Below are 20,145 nucleotides of genomic sequence, written 5' to 3' on the forward strand. Positions count from 1 at the left end.
ACCTCCATAATATAAAGTTTCAGTCTTTAGAAACTGTGTAAAGCTTTTATAAACATAAAAAAACTCCTTTCCTAATAAAAGGACGAAAGGAGTTGATTTCGCGGTACCACCTTTTTTTATAGACGTATCCCGTTTGATAAGCCTATACACTTCATTTCATAACGGTTGATTAACCGGCTTTTTCTACTGAGCTATGCAGCTGTTCAAAAAAGCTACTCATAGGCGACATTCCGAGTGCACATTCTTAAGAAATCTCACAGCAGCTGATTTCTCTCTCTGAAAGACGAACATCCCGTACTCTTCCTATTCACTGTATTTATGTATGAATTTCTCTTAATTATACTATATGAAAAAATGTTGAATCGTCAATAATCTTCTCCATTTTTTTATGATTATATTCATAATTTTTTTGTTCTGCTCTTTATTTTTTCATTCACTCGCTAATTTTGGAAATAAAATGAAAAGTCCGCTCAAAAAAATGGCACCATTTCTTTCTTTTTTCATATACTTACTTTAACCTGGGCACGTGGATTGAAAGGGGCATGTACAAATGAAGAAACGAATAAATGTAAATTCGTATCAGCTGCAGCGGTGGCTCAAAACAGCAGGAGCGGCTTGTGGACAGTTTATTGTTCCTTTAACAATTTTTCAAGGTATACGTACACTATTCTTCCCCACAACCTTTGATGTACTGTTGTTGGCACTTCTTGCCATACTAGCGGTTGCTTTATATTCGGACTGGATTTAAAAACCCAAGCGCTATTCGTTCGCTTGGGCTTGTGCAGCTGCTTCCGCTGCCATTTTTTTTTGCTGATCTACTTCAAATATTTTAATATTGAGCTGTTCAATGTTTTTCGTCAGCCAGTATGCTCGAATAAATGACTGCATATGTTCAAGCTCCGTTTTACTTTCTTTATGCTGCCTATATTGAACGATACACTGATACAAGGGTTCTGGAAACGCTAAATAACTGTGCAAAAGCAGTCTTTCCTCTTCTCTGAGAGCAAAATGTTTTTCATACGTACTAAACCACTCATAGCTGTCATAGGTAGTTACTGGGTACGTGCGAAGAGTACGGAAATAAAATGAGACCAAATCATAAATCGGTGAAGCATCTTTTGCATGTTCAAAGTTAATAAAAAAACCATTTCCCCGTTCGTCATAGATAAAATGTTTAGCCGATAGCTTTCCATGAGACGTAACCAGCCGGATCTTTTCCTTTTCTTCCATTTCATCGTTCCACTGATCGAGCTTTCCAAAACCAAACTCAAGCGCTCTTGTCATTTCATAATAAAATGTACAGTAATGCAACTCAAACGGGGACATATACACTTTCTTCTCGCATTCTACTACGTACTGCTTCAGCTCTTCCTGACGTTTTTCCCACGTTTCTTTCATCGATGTATAATGATTTTCTATATCTTCTTTTTTTACTTCTACTTCCTGCGCCGAAGCACCGTGAAGCTTAGCAAGCTCTTGAAATAATTTATGATATCGAATATCACGCTCTTCGGTTGGGTTATTTGGGAGCCACGGCATTAAGTAATACGAGCCGCTTTCATCTGAAACAATGGGCTGAGAACGCTTCGTTTGATAAATAGGGACAAAGCCCATCCACCCTTTTTGATACACGTTCTGCAACTTTTGAATGAAGTTCTGATTTCGCTCTTGATGATTCGCCATTTCTTTAAGCGCAAATACGCCAGTTTTTGTATAGACTTTTTTTACTTTTCCGTAGTCTTCGATAAAGTCAACATCTAAGTCATATTCTTTTAACAATACTTTGTAGTCTGCTACTGTCCGCTGCATCTATATTCTCCTTCCTCGTAAAAAATAAAGAAAACAGTTAAGACATTATATGCGTCAAAACTGTTTTCTTTCCGACTTTAACGAACGGGAATATTTAAGATGCTTCCTTCTTCCAGCTCATATTCATCTCCTAAATTATTCACTCGTAAAATGTTTTGTACATTCGTATTATAGCGGTTTGCTATCGTATCAAGCGAATCTCCGTCTTGAACAATACAAAGCTTCCACGTTGAAAAAGCTTCTTCTTCCCGCGAAAAGAGCTTTGTTAAATAAAGGGCGTTTTCATTTCGGCCGCTTTCATTTTCTTCTTTCCGAAATTCAACAATAATCTTTTCCTTTTCTTGCTCAGCCTCTTGTTGAACGTCAGCATACGTATTTAATTCACTAGCTTGCGATTCTTCGAAGCTTTCTTGCTCTTGACGAAGCTGAAAGAGCTCAATCACGTTGTCTTCTCTTTCTTCCTCGATTGGTGCCTCTTTTTTCACTTCGACTTCAAATGGTTCATATGCTTCCTCTTCATATTCCACGACCGGCTCAGCACGAGATTCTTTTTTAAATACAGATGAAAAATAACTAGGAGGCTTTTCTGAATGATCTTCTTCAATAGCCTCTGCCTCTAAAAGTGCGGGAGCTTCACGATAGCTTACGTCAAACTCTTGCTCCTCTTGTTTCTCTTCTTCTTGAGCAAAGTTTTCAGTATATACCTCTTCAGCATCGTCTGCTTCTTCATAGGAGACGATGTGCTGTTCTTCCGCAAACTCTTCCTCTTCTTCTCGTTCTTGTTCTTGTTCTTCATGCTGTTCCCCGTACAATCCTGTGATGGACAAGTCAGCCATTAGCTGCAGCTGATTTGTGCCTGGTAATTCATAATCAAATAAATCAATAGATACATATACATCTTCAATACTTTGAATACGATTTTTAGGAATGGTAATATCAACAGGAAATTGATGTGATAATTCAGCCGTTCCGTCTTCACGGACAGAGATAGATTGCACTTGATTCTCATTTGTATATTCGCGTAACGAGTGCTCTCCCTCGTACGTTTCGTATTCACCTGTTAATTGTAATGCTCCTCGAATAGACACATATTGGTCATATTCTTGAATAGATACTTGAGGCTCTAAGGAGATAGACAAAAGTTGTGAGACTTCCTGTCCTTTTTGAAACCATACTGATTCTTCTACGGAAAAACGCAGACATGATAAATTATCCTGCGACAAATTGTTCTCCCCCTTCCAACACCCGCCAGGTAATAGCGCGGTCATTAAAGATGTATGAACAAATAAATTAAAATATGTCTTGAAAACTAAAAAAGCTTACGGAATCCTCCGTAAGCTTCTTTATAAAAGTTATTTCTATTTAGCTGTTTATCCACGCAACTTTGAAAAAGCTTTTTCAGCTGCTGCAATTGTATGTTCAATGTCTGCATCTGTATGAGAAGTTGATAAAAACATTCCTTCGAATTGAGAAGGAGGTAAAAACACGCCTTCATTAGCCATTTCACGATAGTAAGCTGCAAAATAATCTAAATTCGATGTTTTCGCTGTTTCGTAATTTATGACCTGTTCGTTTGTGAAGAAGAAACCGATCATTGAACCAGCTCGGTTTACGGTAAACGGCACATCATATTTTTCAGCTGCTGCCATCAATCCTTCTTCTAAGCGATCTGCTTTACGAATGAACTCATCGTAGGATTGAGGTGTCAGCTGTGTTAATGTCTCGTATCCAGCTGTCATCGCAAGCGGATTACCTGATAATGTACCTGCTTGATAAATCGGGCCGCTTGGTGCAACTCGCTCCATAATTTCAGCTTTACCACCGTAAGCACCTACTGGTAAACCACCACCGATTACTTTTCCTAAGCAAGTTAAGTCAGGCGTAATGTTGTAGTAGCCCTGTGCACAGTTGTACGCTACGCGGAACCCTGTCATTACTTCATCAAAAATGAGCAGTGAGCCATATTCTGATGTGATATCACGAAGCCCTTGTAAGAAACCGGGCTGAGGTGGTACCACACCCATATTTCCTGCTACCGGTTCAACGATTACTCCGGCAATGTCATCTCCGAATTCTTTAAAAGCATATTGTACGCTTTCTAAATCATTGTACGGCACTGTAATCGTGTTTTTAGCGATTCCTTCAGGCACTCCCGGGCTATCTGGTAGGCCTAACGTTGCAACGCCTGAGCCAGCTTTAATGAGAAGAGAGTCACCGTGTCCATGGTAACAGCCTTCAAATTTTAAAATTTTGTTGCGGCCCGTATAGCCACGCGCTAAACGCAGTGCGCTCATCGTTGCTTCCGTACCTGAACTCACCATACGGACGATTTCGATTGAAGGAACGCGCTCAATCACAACTTTAGCGAGCTCATTTTCAATTAATGTTGGTGCACCAAAGCTTGTACCAGATTCCGTTACTTTTTTTACTGCTTCAACTACTTGATCGTTGGAATGTCCGTGAATTAAAGGTCCCCATGATAAGACGTAGTCAATATATTTGTTGCCGTCAATATCGTAAATCGTAGCGCCTTTTCCTCGTTCCATAAAAATAGGATCCATATCTACTGATTTAAATGCACGAACAGGACTGTTTACTCCACCCGGCATTAGTTGCTGCGCTTCTAAAAAAGCTGCTTTTGACTTTTCATAACTTCTCATGTGTAAGCCTCCTTAATTACTTGTCAGATAACCAGCGTGCTGCGTCTTTAGCATGATACGTTACAATTAAATCCGCTCCTGCACGCTTCATGCTAATTAATTTTTCAAGAACAATCTCTTTTTCATTTACCCAGCCGTTTTGAGCTGCCGCTTTAATCATTGAATATTCACCGCTCACATTATAAGCCACTACAGGTAAATTAAACGTATTTTTAACATCGCGCATAATATCTAAATATGATAGAGCTGGTTTTACAATTAAGAAATCTGCTCCTTCTTCGACATCAGATTCCGCTTCTCGAAGTGCCTCTAAGCGATTAGCTGGGTCCATTTGATATGTTTTACGGTCTCCAAATTGAGGAGAAGAATGCGCTGCATCACGGAATGGTCCGTAAAAAGCAGATGCATATTTAACAGCATAAGACATCACCGGCACATCTTCAAATCCAGCTTCGTCTAGACCGTGGCGAATAGCTGCCACGAAACCGTCCATCATGTTTGAAGGCGCAATAATATCCGCTCCTGCTTTAGCTTGACTAACCGCTGTACGCGCTAATAAGTCAAGGCTAGGATCGTTTAAGATTTTTCCGTCTTCAATTACACCACAGTGGCCATGATCTGTGTATTGACACAAGCATGTATCTGCGATAACAACAAAATCTGGAAAATTTTCTTTAATTTGACGAATACCTTTTTGGACAATTCCGTGGTCATGGTATGCCTGTGAGCCGACCGCATCTTTTTCAGCGGGAACACCAAATACCATAGCTGACTTGATTCCTAAATCGACTAACTCTTGGATTTCATCATTCAAGTAGTCTAAAGAAATTTGATCCACACCTGGCATTGATTTTACAGCATTTCTTTTTTGTTCACCTTCTACAATAAAAATAGGATATATAAAGTCTTCCGGTTGTAAATGTGTTTCACGTACAAGCGCACGCATATTTACAGAATTACGAAGACGACGATGACGTGTAAATTGTAAATCTTTCATGTTAAAATCCTCCTTTATTATTCAAAACAACTAACCAACATATCTATCATACCATTTATTGTGTATGTGTTAGGAACAAGATGCTTAATTCCATATTCGCTCGCTGTCTGACTCGTAATAGGACCGATGCAAACAACTTTGGTTTCATTTATAAGCTCAAGCCAATTCGGAATATCTTTAACTGACTCGACAAAAAATCTCACTGTAGAAGAACTTGTAAAAGTAATGGCATCAATTCCTGTTTCTAAATGTTGCTTAACCAAGCGTTCAGAGCCTTGATTTCGAATGGTCTGATATACAACTAAATCCGTTACCTCACACTCTTTTAACCCATCTTTTAAAACAGAGCGGGCTAATTGTCCTCGTACAAGGAGAACTCGCTCGTGATGTAACACATTTGCTTTTAACGACTCAAGAAGTGATTCGGCAACGTATTCTTTTGGAACAAGTTGCACGTTAACATCGTATTTTTCCAGCAATTTTGCGGTTTTTTCTCCAACCGCAGCCACTTTTAATCTTTTTAAAGCACTCCGACTGATATTTAACTCTTTTAGCCATTCAAAGAAAAAAGAAATGCCGTTTTGACTTGTAAAAACAATCCAATCAAAACAGTCAATCGACAGCAGGACATCTTCCACTTCTTTTTCATTGTTAGAACGTGCAAACGTGAGGACTGGTAAGCTTAAAGGTATGCCTCCAAGCTTTTTAATCTGTGCTGCAAATGAATGAGCCTGCTTCGCTTCTCTTGTAATCAAAACTTTTTTCAAAAAAAGAGGAGCCTCATGACTCATTATTTGTCCAGCTCCTCTTTTACGCGGTCAATTAAAAGCTTAGCTCCTTGAGATGTTAAGCGACTAGCAGCTTCTGAACCGATAGCAACGGGGTCTTTTCCCGTAATGTGCTCTTTATAAATCGTTTTGCCATCAGGAGATGCGACTAGCGACGTTAGCTCAATATTTCCACCGTCTACTATACGCCCATATCCCGCAATCGGAACTTGGCATCCGCCTTCCATCTCTTTTAAAAATACGCGTTCAGCTCTAACAGCACGAGCCGTTTCATCATGATTTAGAGTTTGAAGAAGCGATAATAATTCATCGTCATTTTCTCGGCATTCGATAGCTAAAGCTCCTTGTCCTACAGCAGGAACACTTATTTCCGGCTCTAGGTACTGAGTGACCGTATCTCTCGACCAGCCCATACGAGATAGTCCTGCAGCGGCCAAGATAATCGCATCGTAATCTTCATTTTTTAATTTCTCTAGGCGTGTATCGATATTTCCTCGAATCCATTTAATTTCGATATCTGAACGCATAGATAGAAGCTGTGCCCCTCGACGCAAGCTGCTTGTCCCAATCACAGCACCGCTTGGCAGCTCCTCAAATCGCTCACCATTTTTTGAAATAAGCGCATCACGGTGATCTTCTCGTAAAGGAATACATCCAATCGTTAATCCTTCTGGCAAAACAGCCGGCATATCTTTCATACTATGAACGGCCATATCAATTTCTTTATCTAACATGGCTTGTTCAATTTCTTTTACAAAAAGACCTTTACCGCCTACTTTGGACAGCGTTACATTTAAAATTTTGTCCCCTTTTGTCACCATTTCTTTAATTTCAAACTCAAAAGGAAGACCTTGTTTTTTTAACTGTTCAATGACCCACTTGGTCTGTGTTAACGCAAGTTTGCTTCGACGAGAGCCGACAATAATTTTTCGCATGTTGTCCTCCTAATTACGAACCCCAAAAGTGAAAATTCGATAAACTGCCAAATAAAAAGAAATTAATAAGTAAGACTAAGAACAATCCAATATTCCACATCGCGATTGCCTTTCCTTGAATACCTCTACGCAGTCTAGCATACAAGTAAGCGCTGTATGCAACAAACATTAAAAATGAACCTAACACTTTTGTATCGTACCAATGAAAATCTACGTATTTAATATAAGCCCATATGATTCCTAAGATTAACGAAAGCAATAACAGCGGTACACCAATTAAAATTAATACATAGGACATGTAATCTAGCTTTGTTAAATCTTCAATTCTTAGCAAGCGCTTGCCCCATTTCTTCTTTTTCAATAAATTATACTGAACAAGATACAGAGCAGAAAAAACAAAAGAAACTGAAAAAGCGCCGTAAGATAAAATAGCCATGGTAATATGGATGATTAATAATTCTGACACAAGGCGCTCCGACTGGACAGCCGTGTATGTTTCAAGTGGAGCAAACGTATGAATAGCCATAATTAAGAAACCAATCACATTTGTAAAAAACACCATAAAATCAACGCGGAACAGGCGATTAATCACAAGTGAAAGAGTAATTAACACCCACGCGTAAAAATACAGCCCTTCAGAAACAGTAAGAATAGGAAACCTTCCCGTCTCAAACATTCGTAAAATTAAAAAGGCTGTTTGCAAAACCCATACAATAGAAAGTAACCAGAAGGCTATCGAGTTTGCCTTCCGGTTATTTTGTACAAAATCAATAAAATATAATAAAACGCTCACCGCGTATAAAATCACAATCAATTCATAGATTCTGGTTAATTCCATATCAACCATTATTCAATCCTCACTTAAGACTGATAAGCTACTGAATGAGACGTAATCGATGTATGAAGCTGCTCTTCTTTTTCTTTTTGCAAAGCAACTTCCTGTTCAATATTAAAAATCTTCATGAACAGCTCTAAAGACTCTTCAGCATGTTTCTCTCCAGCCAATTCTTTCGCGTGTAAAATTGGATCGCGAAGAAGTTGATTAATTATACTTTTTGTATGTTTATTTAACACTTTGCGCTCACGCTCAGATAAATCTGGGAGCTTACGATCAATGCTTTTCATCGTTTCAGCTTGAATGGTAAGTGCTTTTTGACGAAGTGCAGAAATAACAGGTACAACGCCTAATGTACCAAGCCAAGACTTGAAAGCAACAATTTCAGCTTCAAGCATAATTTCAATTTCATCCGCAGCTTTTTGACGCTCTTGCAAATTAGATTCTACAATCCCGTTTAAATCGTCGATATCGTATAAAAAGACCGTCTCTAGCTCATCTAGTTCTGGATCTAAGTCACGCGGAACGGCGATGTCTACCATAAACAATGGACGACCTTTACGCGTACGCTCTGCTTCACTCATCATTCGTTTCGTTACTACATAGTCATTAGCTCCTGTTGAACTAATTAAAATATCTGCTTCGCTTAAAGCATGTTGAAGATCAGCAAATGGTTTGGCTTCTCCAGAAAAACGGTTTGCTAGCTCCTGTGCCTTTTCAAATGTTCGATTCACTACCGTTACTTTTTTAGCTCCGCTGCCATATAAATTCTGCACGGCCAGCTGACCCATTTTTCCCGCACCAAGAATCAATACGTGTTTAGATGATAAGTCTCCAAAAATCTTTTTAGCAAGCTCTACGGCTGCGTAGCTGACAGAAACTGCATTCGCACCAATTTCTGTTTCATGATGAGCTTTTTTGGCTAATGTCACAGCTTGTTTAAACAGCTGATTAAAAACCGTTCCAATTGTTTCTTCTTCTTGAGCAAGCAAAAAGCTTGAACGCACTTGTCCAAGAATTTGTGTTTCACCAATCACCATTGAATCTAATCCACATGCTACTCGGTATAAGTGTTCGATGGCTCCATCATTTTCATAGATGGTTAAATAAGGCGAAAACTCTTCTTTATCTATTCCGAACCATTCAGCTAAAAATGCTTTTACATAATAACGGCCCGTGTGTAATTGATCAACAACAGCATAAATTTCCGTACGATTGCATGTTGAAACAATGATGTTCTCCAAAATGCTTTTTTGGCCGCTTAACGTTTTCATGGCAGATGCTAGTTCTTGCTCATTAAAACTAAGCTTTTCTCTTATTTCAACAGGGGCTGTTCGAAAGTTTAAGCCGACTGCTATAATATGCATTTGTACATACCCCCTATAATTGAAATGTGCTTATTTATCCGAATTTGACGGGCAGTAACCCCTAAATTTCCAAAGAGCTACAGTGAGATAACTGCCCGTAAAATCCGGCGTTCTTCATTCTCCTATTAGTAAAAACCGGCGGACATTACACAGATGTAATCTTCGCCTTATCTCTAACTATTATAACATGTTCTATAAGTCATTCGAAAAAAAAATGTGAACAGTCTTTGAAAACATGTGTTAAGATATTAACTGTTATTCCGTAATAAATTGTATCAAAAAAGCAGCGTTTTATCACGTTTTCTGTTTTGAAACACCTGGAGGTTACTATGAAAAAGCAATCAATGTTTTTTGGTGTCTTACTAGTTGGATTTGGAATCTTTTTCTTACTGAATGAACTACATATGAGCATTGCAGCAAAGGTATACACGTGGCCTGTACTGTTAATTTTAATAGGAGCGGCACTGTTAACTGAGTCTGCTTTATCTCAAGATCATTCAAACTTGCTTGCAAGTTACATATTAATCACTTTAGGTATTCATTTCTATGTAAGTGAACAAATTCCCTTTTGGCCTACGAATATTAGCATGGTCGTTTTTATGGTGGCCATTAGCTTTTTACTCAGTGCTAGAAAAGCCAAATCGGGCTTTTTCCAAGGCGGCACCCTTTTAATTATTGCCATTTTAATGATGTTTTCAGACCGTCTTAAACTATTTTTGCCAAAAGTTGAAGACGGCGTAAATTATTTAACAACCTTCTGGCCTATTTTATTGTTACTAGTTGGGCTATATTTATTATTTTTCAAACGAAAGTAATCTATGTAAACAAGTTAAAAAAATGGAACGTTTGACTCACTTCCTGGTAGAGTGATGATAAACGTTCCATTTTTTTAGCTTCTATTCCTTTGTTTAGTGAGTCATGCGATACTGCAAAGATTTCCACGCTTTATCTTTTCCTTCACCTGTTTCAGATGAGAAATGAATTAATTCATCATTTGGATCTAAATCCAGCGTTTCTCTCACTACTTTTAAGTGCTTCTGCCATTTTCCTTTAGGAATTTTATCGGCTTTCGTCGCAATAACCATAACGGGAAGGTCATGGTGCTTCAAAAACTCATACATCATAACGTCATCCTTTGAAGGAGCATGGCGTAGATCAACAATCATTAACACAGCTTTAAGCTGCTCACGATTTGTTAAATACGTTTCAATCATTTTCCCCCATGCTTCACGCTCTTTTTTAGACACTTTTGCAAATCCGTAGCCAGGTACGTCTACAAAGTGAAGGATTTCATTAATTAAAAAGAAGTTAAGCGTTTGAGTTTTTCCAGGCTTAGACGACGTACGCGCTAAGCTTTTGCGATTGAGCATCTTATTAATAAAAGATGATTTTCCTACATTTGAACGGCCTGCTAACGCAAATTCTGGCAGGTTTTCTTTAGGATATTGTTCAGGGCGTACGGCACTGATAACAATATCGGCTTGAGTTACTTTCATTTTACCTCTCCTACTAGCGCATGTTCCAATACTTGGTCCACATGTGACACAAGAACGATGTCTAATTCCTCTTGTACACTGTCAGGGATATCTTCAATATCACGTTCATTATCGTGAGGGATTAATATTTTAGTTAATCCGGCACGGTGTGCACTAAGTGACTTTTCTTTTAAACCACCGATTGGTAATACGCGACCTCTTAGTGTAATTTCTCCTGTCATTCCTACTTCTCTACGCACTGGTTTACCCGTTAGTGCTGATACTAGAGCAGTGGCAATGGTAATTCCTGCAGAAGGTCCATCCTTTGGTACAGCTCCTTCTGGAACATGGATATGAATATCATGTTTTTCATAAAACTTCTCATCAATTCCTAGTTTCTCTGCATTTGAACGCACGTAGCTAAATGCCGCCTGAGCTGATTCTTTCATCACGTCTCCAAGCTTTCCGGTTAGCACTAGTCTTCCTTTACCAGGGGATAAGCTTACTTCAATGGCCAGCGTGTCTCCTCCTACAGTTGTGTAAGCAAGACCTGTAGCAACGCCAACTTGATCTTCCGTCTCAGCCTGTCCGTAGCGGAACCTAGGCTTACCAAGGAATTCTTCAAGCGTTTTGGCCGTCACCACCACGCGCTTTTTCTCACCAGAGACTACGATACGAGCTGCTTTTCGACAAATGGAAGCAATTTCGCGTTCAAGGTTACGAACACCAGCTTCTCTCGTATATAAACGTATGATTGCTGTTAAGGCGTCATCGCGAATCTGCAAATTGCCCTTTTGCAATCCGTGATTTTCTAGCTGGCGCAGCAATAGGTGACGCTTCGCGATTTCAAGCTTTTCCAGCTCCGTGTAACCAGCAATTTGAATAATTTCCATTCGATCGCGCAGCGGCCCCGGAATCGTAGCTAAGTTATTAGCTGTAGCCACGAACATCACTTTTGATAAATCATACGTTTCTTCTATATAGTGATCGCTGAAATTATGATTTTGTTCAGGATCCAATACTTCTAACAAAGCAGAAGACGGGTCTCCTCGGAAATCATTTGACATTTTATCGATTTCATCAAGCAGAAATACAGGGTTAATCGTTCCTGCTTTTTTCATTCCTTGAATAATGCGTCCAGGCATAGCTCCCACGTACGTGCGACGATGACCGCGGATTTCTGACTCATCTCTCACACCGCCTAGAGATACTCGTACAAAATGACGATCTAGAGACGTAGCAATTGAGCGGGCTAGGGATGTTTTCCCTACGCCAGGAGGTCCTGCTAAACATAAAATAGGGCCTTTAAGAGATTTTGTCAACTGCTGCACGGCTAGATATTCTAATACGCGTTCCTTCACTTTTTCAAGGCCATAGTGCTCATCGTTCAGCACTTGTTCAGCATTATGAATATTGAGCGTATCTTCCGTTTCGTTTGTCCAAGGTAGCGCAATCAACCACTCGATATAATTTCGAATGACTGAGCTTTCAGCGGAGGTAGCAGGAATTTTTTCATAGCGATCCAATTCTTTAAACGCCACTTGTTTGACATGGTCCGTCATCCCACTTGCTTCAATTTTTTCGCGAAGCGTTGCTACTTCTCCTGTCTTTCCTTCTTTGTCTCCAAGCTCTTTTTGAATCGCCTTCATTTGCTCACGAAGATAATACTCTTTCTGAGTGCGTTCCATTGATTTCTTTACACGCTGTCCAATTTTTTTCTCCAGCTGCAAAACTTCTTGCTCGTCTTGAATATGAGAAATGATCGTATTTAATCTTTCTTTCACATCAGTTGTTTCTAAAATTTCTTGTTTAAGCTGAATTTTTATTGGTAAATGAGAGGCTACAATATCTGCTAATCTTCCTGGTTCTTCAATGTCACTTACGGTTGAAAGAGTTTCAACGGACACCTTTTTGGAAAGTTTTATGTATTGTTCGAAATAGTCTAAAAGCGTGCGCATCAGCGCTTTATCTTCTACATCAACCTGATGTTCTTCATTTTGCTTTTCCACGTGTACAACAAAATATTCTTCGCTGTCTTCAAATTCTGTAACGGTTACGCGATTTAGTCCTTCTACTAAGACGCGCATCGTTCCATTCGGCAGCTTTAGCATTTGTTTAATTTTTGCCAACGTACCGGTTCTATATAAATCCTCTTTTGTTGGTTCATCGATACCCATATCTTTTTGTGATACTAAACAAACTAAGTGATCATCCATCATTGCTTTTTCTAATGCTTGCACAGATTTGTCTCGCCCAACATCTAAATGAAGCACCATTGTCGGATAGACGATCAAACCTCGTAAAGGCAGTAGCGGCATTGTCAATTTTTCTTTTTCTGCCATGCAATGAACACCTCCAATGCTCGTCAATTAAAGTATGTAAAGTGTGAATTCTTTTAACAATTTTATCTCATTTGTATACACATTGTCTAACAATAGTAATTACTAATTGTATCATGAGAAAGAATTAAAAGGCAAAATATATCTTTTTAAGCTCTTTTCATAAAAAAACGCCTTTTTCGTTGGCTGTGTATAAAGGTTTTATACGCGAAAAAGGCGATGAATATTCATCTGACCATTAATTTTTAATTATCATGATAGAATTAGCTAGATTCTCTATTTGGAATAGCTGGATCTACCGACAAATGTGCAACATGCTCATGTACAGACAATAGTGCTTGTTCAAACACCTCTGTTAAATGATGGACAGGAATAATATCGATACCTTTTACCTTTTCTACCATTGCATTCATATTTTCTTTTGGCACAATCACCGTCTGAACGCCTGCTTGTTTTGCTGCCTTGATTTTTGGAATTACGCCGCCAATTGGCTTTACGTTGCCGTGCAGACCAATTTCTCCTGTCATTGCTACCGTGTGTTTGATTGGGACTTCATAAATTGCTGAGTAGATCCCTGTTGCCATAGCAATACCAGCAGAAGGTCCATCGATTGGCACACCTCCCGGAAAATTCACGTGGATATCATACTCATCGGCTGGCACATCCATTGAGCGAAGAACCGTTATGACATTTTCAATTGAGCTTTTAGCCATACTTTTACGACGAATAGACTTCCCTTGAGTCCCTATACTTTCCTCTTCAACGATACCCGTAATAATAATGTTCCCTTTCTCTTTTGCAGGAATCGCTTTGACCTCAATTTCTAAAAGTGCTCCAGAGTTGGGCCCGTACACGGCTAATCCATTAATAAGCCCCACTTTTTCCTCATCTGCAATTTTCGGATCGTGTCTTGGAGATAGTTGACTAGAATGAACAATCCATTCAATATCTTCATTTTTAATGTCCGTTCGTTCCTCTGATATCGCTAGTCCAGCCGCAATTTGCATCATATTAACCGTTTCACGTCCATTGCGTGCATATGTAGAAAACAGAGATAAACCTTCTTCTGATATATCCATTCTGACTTTATTTGCTGCTTTTTTTGCAACTGTAATAATTTCGTCGCGATCAAGCTCACGGAAAAATACCTCTACGCATCTGGAACGAATGGCAGGCGGAATTTCATTAGGCGTTCTAGTCGTCGCACCAATCAAGCGAAAGTCGGCTGGTAAACCATTTTGAAAAATATCGTGAATATGTGTTGGAATTTGTGTATTTTCTTCGCTGTAATAGGCGCTTTCCATAAACACTTTTCGATCTTCTAGAACCTTTAACAGCTTATTCATCTGAATAGGATGGAGTTCTCCAATTTCATCAATAAATAAAATTCCCCCGTGTGCATCTGTAACTGCTCCTTGTTTTGGCTGCGGAATTCCAGCTTGGCCCATAGCGCCTGCGCCTTGGTAAATGGGGTCATGCACTGATCCAATTAAAGGATCTGCAATGCCTCGCTCATCAAAACGCGCCGTAGTTGCATCTAACTCTACAAATACAGCTGCTTGTTTAAAAGGTGATTTTTTATTTTTCTTTGCTTCTTCTAACACTAAACGTGCTGCTGCTGTTTTTCCTACTCCAGGCGGCCCGTATACAATAACGTGCTGTGGATTAGGACCGCAAAGGGCAGCCTTTAGTGACCGAATTCCATCTTCTTGTCCGACAATATCGGAGAAGCTAGACGGCCTCACACGTTCGGCAAGCGGCTCAGTTAAAGAGATGGCTCTCATCTTCTGCAGTTGCTCCATTTCTTTCTTTGAATCCCGGTCAATTGAGACTTTTTGCGTACGCTGATTGCGTAATAAATTCCAAAAATATAAGCCAATGATGATACCAAAAAAGAGTTGGACCATTAAGGCAATATTCGTCCAGTTCATAGATAAACCTCCTGCGCAGTTTAGTAAGATAATTATCAGTTATTATCTCCCTGCAGCAGTAGGAATAAACAAGATTCTAGTAAAAAGTAAAATTTAGTTGTCCTTCATCAACAGAAAAAAGCCGGGTACTCAAATTGAGTACCCGGCTTTTTTTATGCTGATGTTTTGCTGCCTTCTTGAATAGTAGATCCGTCTTCTAATACGAACTTAGGAGCCGCTTGATCACGAACTGTTTCACCTGTGATAATACATTTTGTAATATCATCACGTGAAGGAAGATCAAACATTACATCTAACATAATACCTTCAATGATTGAACGTAGACCACGAGCACCTGTTTTACGCTCGATTGCTTTTTTAGAAATTTCTACTAAAGCCTCGTCTTCGAACTCAAGTTCAACGTCATCAAGTTCAAGCATTTTTTGATATTGTTTCACTAGTGCATTTTTCGGTTTTGTTAAAATCTCAACTAGCGCTTCTTCATCAAGAGGCACTAAGCTAGCAGTAACCGGTAAACGACCAATAAACTCTGGAATTAAACCAAATTTTAATAAATCTTCCGGTAATACTTTTGCTAGTAACTCTTTTTCTGTAAAGTCTTGTTGTTTTGTTTCTGAACCGAAACCAATTACTTTTTTACCTAGACGGCGCTTAATAATAGGTTCGATTCCGTCAAACGCACCACCGCAAATAAATAAGATATTTGTTGTATCAATTTGAATAAATTCTTGATGAGGGTGTTTGCGTCCACCTTGAGGAGGAACACTTGCTACAGTACCTTCTAAGATTTTAAGAAGAGCCTGCTGCACACCTTCACCTGATACATCACGTGTAATAGATGGGTTTTCAGACTTACGCGCTACTTTATCAATTTCATCGATGTAGATGATACCTTTTTCAGCTTTCTCCACATCGTAATCAGCTGATTGAATTAATTTTAATAAGATGTTTTCAACATCTTCTCCTACATAACCCGCTTCTGTTAGAGATGTTGCATCTGCAATCGCAAACGGTACGTTTAAAATACGAGCCAATGTTTGAGCTAGTAAAGTTTTACCGCTTCCTGTAGGTCCAATTAATGCAATATTACTTTTTGATAACTCAACGTCATCAATTTTACTGTTTGAATTGATTCGTTTGTAATGGTTGTATACTGCAACAGATAACGATTTTTTCGCATCCTCTTGACCAATTACATACTCATCTAAAATGTCACGAATTTCTTTTGGTTTTGGTACATCTTTAAATTCTACTTCTTCTTCTGTACCTAACTCTTCTTCTACGATTTCCGTGCAAAGTTCAATACATTCATCGCATATGTAAACACCTGGACCCGCAACTAACTTGCGTACTTGTTCTTGTGTTTTACCACAAAATGAGCATTTTAACTGCCCTTTTTCATCGTTAAATTTAAACATAATTTTCACCCCTTGTAGTATTTACTAAAGTGCTCGAAGCTGATTTCTATCCGCGCTATAGCCCAACAACATGAACAACTCATCTATTTGTAGGTAAATGCCCCTCTTTATCACATAGTAAAAGCGCTATGAAAAGATTTGTATTGCATTTTACCATACATTTTCTTGAATAGATACTAAAACGTTTTATGTATATGTTGTTGATGAGCATAACAGAATGAAGATCTGCTATTATATAGTGTCCTCTTATTGGGCCTATTTCATAACCACGGATTTCAAACAATGGGTTAAAGCTGCTTCTACGGTGTTGGTTATGATATAAAAAAACTATTGAAGTTTATAAAACAAGGCACGATCAAGTCGCGCCTTGTTTCTTACTTACTATTATGCAACAGCTTTGCTGTTTTCTACAAGAAATTCAACTGCTTTACGTACTTTCATGTCTTCTTTAATGCTATCAAGACTGCCAAGCACTTTCTTAATTTCTTCGACAGGCATGTTGTACATTCCTGCCATGTTTTCTAATTCTTTTTCTACTTCTTCTTCGCTTACTTCAAGATTTTCAGCTTTTGAAATAGCTTCTAGCGTTAAGTTGATTTTCACACGCTTTTCAGCATCCGGACGCATTTGGTCGCGAAGAGCTTTTTCATCTTGACCTGAGAATTGGAAGTAAAGTTCAAGGTTAAGACCTTGCATTTGTAAACGTTGTTCAAACTCTTGCATCATACGATCCATTTCAGTGTTGAACATTGCTTCTGGAATTTCTACTTCAGCATTTTCAGCAGCTTTTTCTACTAAAGTGTCGCGAAGAGCTGATTCTGCTTGGTTTTCTTTATCGCTTTGTAATTTTTCTTTTGTTTTTGCTTTTAACGCTTCTAAAGTTTCTACTTCTTCATCTACGTCTTTTGCAAACTCATCGTCTAAAGCTGGAAGCTCTTTAGATTTGATTTCGTGTAATTTCACTTTGAATTTAGCAGCTTTACCAGCTAGCTCTTCAGCGTGATACTCTTCAGGGAATGTTACTTCCACTTCTTTTTCAGCGCCTACTTCAAGACCAACTAGTTGCTCTTCAAAGCCAGGGATGAATGTGTTAGAACCGATTTCTAAAGAATAGTTTTCGCCTTTTCCGCCTTCAAATGCTTCGCCATCAACGAAACCTTCAAAGTCGATTACAGCTGTATCGCCTTCAGCTACTGTTCCTTCTTCTTTAACAACTAGTTCAGCGTGACGCTCTTGAAGTGTTTTTAATTCAGCTTCAACGTCTTCATCTGTTACAGTTGTATCTACTTTTTCTACTTCTAAGTTTTTGTATTCGCCTAATTTAACTTCAGGCTTAACAGTTACTTTAGCAGTGAAAACTAGAGGTTGTCCTTTTTCGATTGTTTCAACATCGATTTCTGGACGATCAACCGGCTCGATACCAGCTTCAACAATTGCATTGCTGTAAGCTTCAGGTAATAAGATGTCTAGTGCATCTTGGTATAAAGATTCTACGCCAAAACGTTTTTCGAAAAGTGGACGAGGCATTTTACCTTTACGGAACCCTGGTACGTTTACTTGTTTTACAACTTTTGTGAATGCTTTATCTAAGGCTTTATCAAACTCAGCAGCTTCAACTTCTACTGTTAAAACGCCTTGATTTCCTTCTTGTTTTTCCCATTTTGCAGACATGAATGTTTCCCTCCAAAATCATTTTAAGTAGTGATTTCTAAATTAGATAATGCAGATAGCCTATCAGTTCAAACCTCAATCATTATCTATTTAACTCCCTACTACTTTAAAGTAAGTAGGAATGTAATGTAAAGATGAAATTCTACTATACGTATTTAAGTGCATTTTACAACCATTATATTATAACATACAACAATGACGTTTCAACTAAACACCACATTTTATATAAAAGAAATTTCTTCAATTTCTTTTAGCTCTTTAATTGCCTTTCGTAATTCAGCTGCGGAGAAACTTCCGTCTTCCTCTGCTACAGCTGCATCTGACTCTTCTCCTTGCATCATCAGACTAACAGCATACACCGCTTCTGTCCAAAGTTTTACATTATCACCCGGTAAAAACGGAAATGTTATAAATAAATGACGCTGCCATATTTCAACGGCAACCTGCAGCAATGTAGGATTTTCATGCTCCAGCTTTTCCGTCAGCTGCGCTTCTACTTGCTCGGCAAACAAATACGGTGTTGTTCGTTGAAGCTGAAGCGCATTTACTTTTTTCGTCTCTCCAAACTTACTAATCATAAAATCAATGTCTACTTCTTCTTCCATGACTGTTTTTAAAGCGACTGTTTTTACGATAGGGTGAATAGCTTCAGATGAAAATAGCTGTTCCAGAAAGAAGCGCTGCTTTTCAATTCTCTTTGTTTTTAATGAATGAACCCATTCAAGCTGATCTTGAATATTGTCTAGAGCTGTGAATGATTTAAACTGCTCTATCTGTTCTTCTTCTGTTTGTTCTTCTATGACTTGTTCTTGATTCATTCTATTTTTGCAGAACTCCAATAGCTGATAAAGCTGTTCAGCATGTTCAGAAGGGAGTTTGTGTTCTTGAATAACTGCTTGTAGAGTGACATATCCTTCATGATAATGACCAAGCTGAATTAACACCATGAGGTACATTTGCAAATTATGATAATAATCGCCAATATCTTCTTTCAGCATTTGCTCACATAATTCCTTAGCTATGCCTGCATCACCGAGCTCCACGTGACAAATAACAAGGCCAAGCAAAATTTCATGATGCTTATTATCAAGTTCGTAGGCCTGCTCAAATAAAGGAAGTGCTTCTTGAAATTGCTTGTGCTGCATATGTTCTGTAGCTTTTTCAACCAACCGTTCTTTTAATAGAGGAAAAGCTACAATTTTGTTTTGTTGTTCATTCGACATGTTTTCTCCCCACTTCGCGGTCCATTTGCTTTACAGTTTAGCAATTGAATTAACGGAACGCAAAAAAATCGAGCAAAATCATCATTTTGCTCGATTTTTGGTTAATATCTTACCGTTTTTGCTTCATAAGCAGAAATGTCGTCTTCAAAAGAAAGCGTATAGCCAATTTCATCATATCCGTTAACAAGCATATATTTCCAATGGCCATTGATCTCAAACGTACGTTCAAAACCTGCTTCATCGGTAATTTTTTGCTGATGAAGATCGATTGTACAGGCGTAAGAAGCACTTTGAGACTCTTTCATTAAATAGGAAACATCTTCTTTTGGTAAAACAATAGGTAAAATACCATTTTTTAGACAGTTTTGTTTAAAAATATCCGCAAATGACGGTGCGATAATGGCACGGAACCCATAGTCTAAAAGCGCCCATGGAGCGTGTTCACGTGACGAACCACACCCGAAGTTCTCGTCAGCTACAAGAATTGTTGCTCCTTGATTTTGAGGCTGATTTAGTTCAAACGTTTCATTTAACGTTTCATCTTCATTATATCGCCAATCAAAAAAGAGAAATTGGCCAAAGCCAGTACGCTCAATTCTTTTCAAAAATTGCTTTGGGATAATTTGATCAGTATCTACGTTTGCTCGGTCGAGACCTGCTACTTTTCCTGTATGGATTGTAAAAGCATTCATCTGTG

The 20,145-nt window shown here is 38.6% G+C and carries 17 protein-coding genes and 1 other annotated feature; of the genes, 2 read left to right on the forward strand and 15 right to left on the reverse strand.

Annotated elements, in window-relative coordinates:
• Positions 1-75: 75 nt before the first annotated feature.
• Positions 76-320: a binding site (T-box leader), on the reverse strand.
• 230 nt (positions 321-550) lie between these two features.
• Positions 551-748 (forward strand): hypothetical protein, encoded by a 198-nt coding sequence (locus MKX72_RS23605; protein ID WP_013059354.1) that lies wholly within the window; start codon positions 551-553, stop codon positions 746-748.
• A gap of 11 nt (positions 749-759) precedes the next feature.
• Here the strand turns inward: MKX72_RS23605 and ysxE are convergent, their stop codons facing one another.
• The 8 genes from ysxE to hemA all read right to left on the reverse strand — a co-directional run bounded on the left by ysxE (position 760) and on the right by hemA (position 9,391).
• A complete protein-coding gene (ysxE, locus tag MKX72_RS23610) occupies positions 760-1,809 on the reverse strand; it encodes a spore coat protein YsxE (RefSeq protein WP_013085128.1) in 1,050 nt (349 codons plus the stop codon).
• Between the two features lie 77 nt (positions 1,810-1,886).
• Complete coding sequence (gene spoVID, locus MKX72_RS23615; RefSeq protein WP_049166232.1) at positions 1,887-3,032, reverse strand: stage VI sporulation protein D; 1,146 nt, start codon at positions 3,030-3,032, stop codon at positions 1,887-1,889.
• 147 nt (positions 3,033-3,179) lie between these two features.
• The gene (gene hemL, locus MKX72_RS23620; protein WP_013059357.1) at positions 3,180-4,469 is read right to left on the reverse strand and encodes a glutamate-1-semialdehyde 2,1-aminomutase; all 1,290 of its coding nucleotides are present in this window, start codon (positions 4,467-4,469) and stop codon (positions 3,180-3,182) included.
• Positions 4,470-4,485: 16 nt separating this feature from the next.
• On the reverse strand, positions 4,486-5,466 hold the full coding sequence (gene hemB / locus MKX72_RS23625) for a porphobilinogen synthase (protein WP_155007629.1): 981 nt from the start codon (positions 5,464-5,466) through the stop codon (positions 4,486-4,488).
• A gap of 17 nt (positions 5,467-5,483) precedes the next feature.
• A complete protein-coding gene (locus tag MKX72_RS23630; RefSeq protein ID WP_049166235.1) occupies positions 5,484-6,257 on the reverse strand; it encodes a uroporphyrinogen-III synthase in 774 nt (257 codons plus the stop codon).
• Positions 6,257-7,189, reverse strand: a complete 933-nt coding sequence (hemC, locus tag MKX72_RS23635; RefSeq protein WP_028411729.1) for a hydroxymethylbilane synthase — start codon at positions 7,187-7,189, stop codon at positions 6,257-6,259. The genes MKX72_RS23630 and hemC overlap by 1 nt, the downstream gene beginning before the upstream one ends.
• Before the next feature lie 13 nt (positions 7,190-7,202).
• Positions 7,203-8,036, reverse strand: coding sequence for a cytochrome C assembly family protein (locus tag MKX72_RS23640; protein ID WP_013059361.1), 834 nt, complete (start codon positions 8,034-8,036; stop codon positions 7,203-7,205).
• Between the two features lie 14 nt (positions 8,037-8,050).
• A complete protein-coding gene (gene hemA, locus MKX72_RS23645) occupies positions 8,051-9,391 on the reverse strand; it encodes a glutamyl-tRNA reductase (RefSeq protein ID WP_033579644.1) in 1,341 nt (446 codons plus the stop codon).
• A gap of 329 nt (positions 9,392-9,720) precedes the next feature.
• On the opposite strand from hemA, the gene MKX72_RS23650 reads away from it, so the two are divergent.
• The gene (locus MKX72_RS23650; protein WP_013059363.1) at positions 9,721-10,206 is read left to right on the forward strand and encodes a LiaF transmembrane domain-containing protein; all 486 of its coding nucleotides are present in this window, start codon (positions 9,721-9,723) and stop codon (positions 10,204-10,206) included.
• Positions 10,207-10,299: 93 nt separating this feature from the next.
• Here MKX72_RS23650 and yihA read toward each other — a convergent pair whose 3' ends face one another.
• The 7 genes from yihA to leuD form a co-directional block, all read right to left on the reverse strand.
• Positions 10,300-10,887 carry a ribosome biogenesis GTP-binding protein YihA/YsxC gene (gene yihA, locus MKX72_RS23655; protein WP_013059364.1) on the reverse strand — a complete coding sequence of 196 codons (588 nt, stop codon included), beginning with the start codon at positions 10,885-10,887 and terminating at the stop codon, positions 10,300-10,302.
• Entirely contained in the window at positions 10,884-13,208 is a 2,325-nt protein-coding gene (gene lon / locus MKX72_RS23660) for an endopeptidase La (RefSeq protein ID WP_014458105.1), read from the reverse strand. Before lon ends, yihA begins: the two co-directional genes overlap by 4 nt.
• Before the next feature lie 260 nt (positions 13,209-13,468).
• Positions 13,469-15,136 (reverse strand): ATP-dependent protease LonB, encoded by a 1,668-nt coding sequence (lonB, locus tag MKX72_RS23665; protein ID WP_028411731.1) that lies wholly within the window; start codon positions 15,134-15,136, stop codon positions 13,469-13,471.
• 152 nt (positions 15,137-15,288) lie between these two features.
• Positions 15,289-16,554: an ATP-dependent protease ATP-binding subunit ClpX gene (clpX, locus tag MKX72_RS23670; RefSeq protein WP_013059367.1), complete on the reverse strand. Its 1,266-nt coding sequence runs from the start codon at positions 16,552-16,554 to the stop codon at positions 15,289-15,291.
• Positions 16,555-16,938: 384 nt separating this feature from the next.
• Positions 16,939-18,225 carry a trigger factor gene (gene tig, locus MKX72_RS23675; RefSeq protein WP_016765666.1) on the reverse strand — a complete coding sequence of 429 codons (1,287 nt, stop codon included), beginning with the start codon at positions 18,223-18,225 and terminating at the stop codon, positions 16,939-16,941.
• Between the two features lie 221 nt (positions 18,226-18,446).
• The gene (locus MKX72_RS23680; protein ID WP_033579642.1) at positions 18,447-19,448 is read right to left on the reverse strand and encodes a tetratricopeptide repeat protein; all 1,002 of its coding nucleotides are present in this window, start codon (positions 19,446-19,448) and stop codon (positions 18,447-18,449) included.
• A 101-nt stretch (positions 19,449-19,549) separates the two neighbouring features.
• A complete protein-coding gene (gene leuD / locus MKX72_RS23685) occupies positions 19,550-20,140 on the reverse strand; it encodes a 3-isopropylmalate dehydratase small subunit (RefSeq protein WP_028411734.1) in 591 nt (196 codons plus the stop codon).
• Between the last annotated feature and the right edge of the window lie 5 nt (positions 20,141-20,145).

It is taken from the genome of Priestia sp. FSL R5-0597 (assembly GCF_038006305.1).
In the GTDB taxonomy this organism is placed as follows: Bacteria; Bacillota; Bacilli; order Bacillales; family Bacillaceae_H; genus Priestia; species Priestia zanthoxyli.

What these genes read in the sequence shown, in the direction of transcription:
- MKX72_RS23605 (WP_013059354.1), top strand. Translation starts at nt 551, where the DNA reads ATGAAGAAACGAATAAATGTAAATTCGTATCAGCTGCAGCGGTGGCTC.
- ysxE (WP_013085128.1), bottom strand. Translation starts at nt 1,809, where the DNA reads ATGCAGCGGACAGTAGCAGACTACAAAGTATTGTTAAAAGAATATGAC.
- hemL (WP_013059357.1), bottom strand. Translation starts at nt 4,469, where the DNA reads ATGAGAAGTTATGAAAAGTCAAAAGCAGCTTTTTTAGAAGCGCAGCAA.
- hemB (WP_155007629.1), bottom strand. Translation starts at nt 5,466, where the DNA reads ATGAAAGATTTACAATTTACACGTCATCGTCGTCTTCGTAATTCTGTA.
- MKX72_RS23630 (WP_049166235.1), bottom strand. Translation starts at nt 6,257, where the DNA reads ATGAGTCATGAGGCTCCTCTTTTTTTGAAAAAAGTTTTGATTACAAGA.
- hemC (WP_028411729.1), bottom strand. Translation starts at nt 7,189, where the DNA reads ATGCGAAAAATTATTGTCGGCTCTCGTCGAAGCAAACTTGCGTTAACA.
- MKX72_RS23640 (WP_013059361.1), bottom strand. Translation starts at nt 8,036, where the DNA reads ATGGTTGATATGGAATTAACCAGAATCTATGAATTGATTGTGATTTTA.
- hemA (WP_033579644.1), bottom strand. Translation starts at nt 9,391, where the DNA reads ATGCATATTATAGCAGTCGGCTTAAACTTTCGAACAGCCCCTGTTGAA.
- MKX72_RS23650 (WP_013059363.1), top strand. Translation starts at nt 9,721, where the DNA reads ATGAAAAAGCAATCAATGTTTTTTGGTGTCTTACTAGTTGGATTTGGA.
- yihA (WP_013059364.1), bottom strand. Translation starts at nt 10,887, where the DNA reads ATGAAAGTAACTCAAGCCGATATTGTTATCAGTGCCGTACGCCCTGAA.
- lon (WP_014458105.1), bottom strand. Translation starts at nt 13,208, where the DNA reads ATGGCAGAAAAAGAAAAATTGACAATGCCGCTACTGCCTTTACGAGGT.
- lonB (WP_028411731.1), bottom strand. Translation starts at nt 15,136, where the DNA reads ATGAACTGGACGAATATTGCCTTAATGGTCCAACTCTTTTTTGGTATC.
- clpX (WP_013059367.1), bottom strand. Translation starts at nt 16,554, where the DNA reads ATGTTTAAATTTAACGATGAAAAAGGGCAGTTAAAATGCTCATTTTGT.
- tig (WP_016765666.1), bottom strand. Translation starts at nt 18,225, where the DNA reads ATGTCTGCAAAATGGGAAAAACAAGAAGGAAATCAAGGCGTTTTAACA.
- MKX72_RS23680 (WP_033579642.1), bottom strand. Translation starts at nt 19,448, where the DNA reads ATGTCGAATGAACAACAAAACAAAATTGTAGCTTTTCCTCTATTAAAA.
- leuD (WP_028411734.1), bottom strand. Translation starts at nt 20,140, where the DNA reads ATGAATGCTTTTACAATCCATACAGGAAAAGTAGCAGGTCTCGACCGA.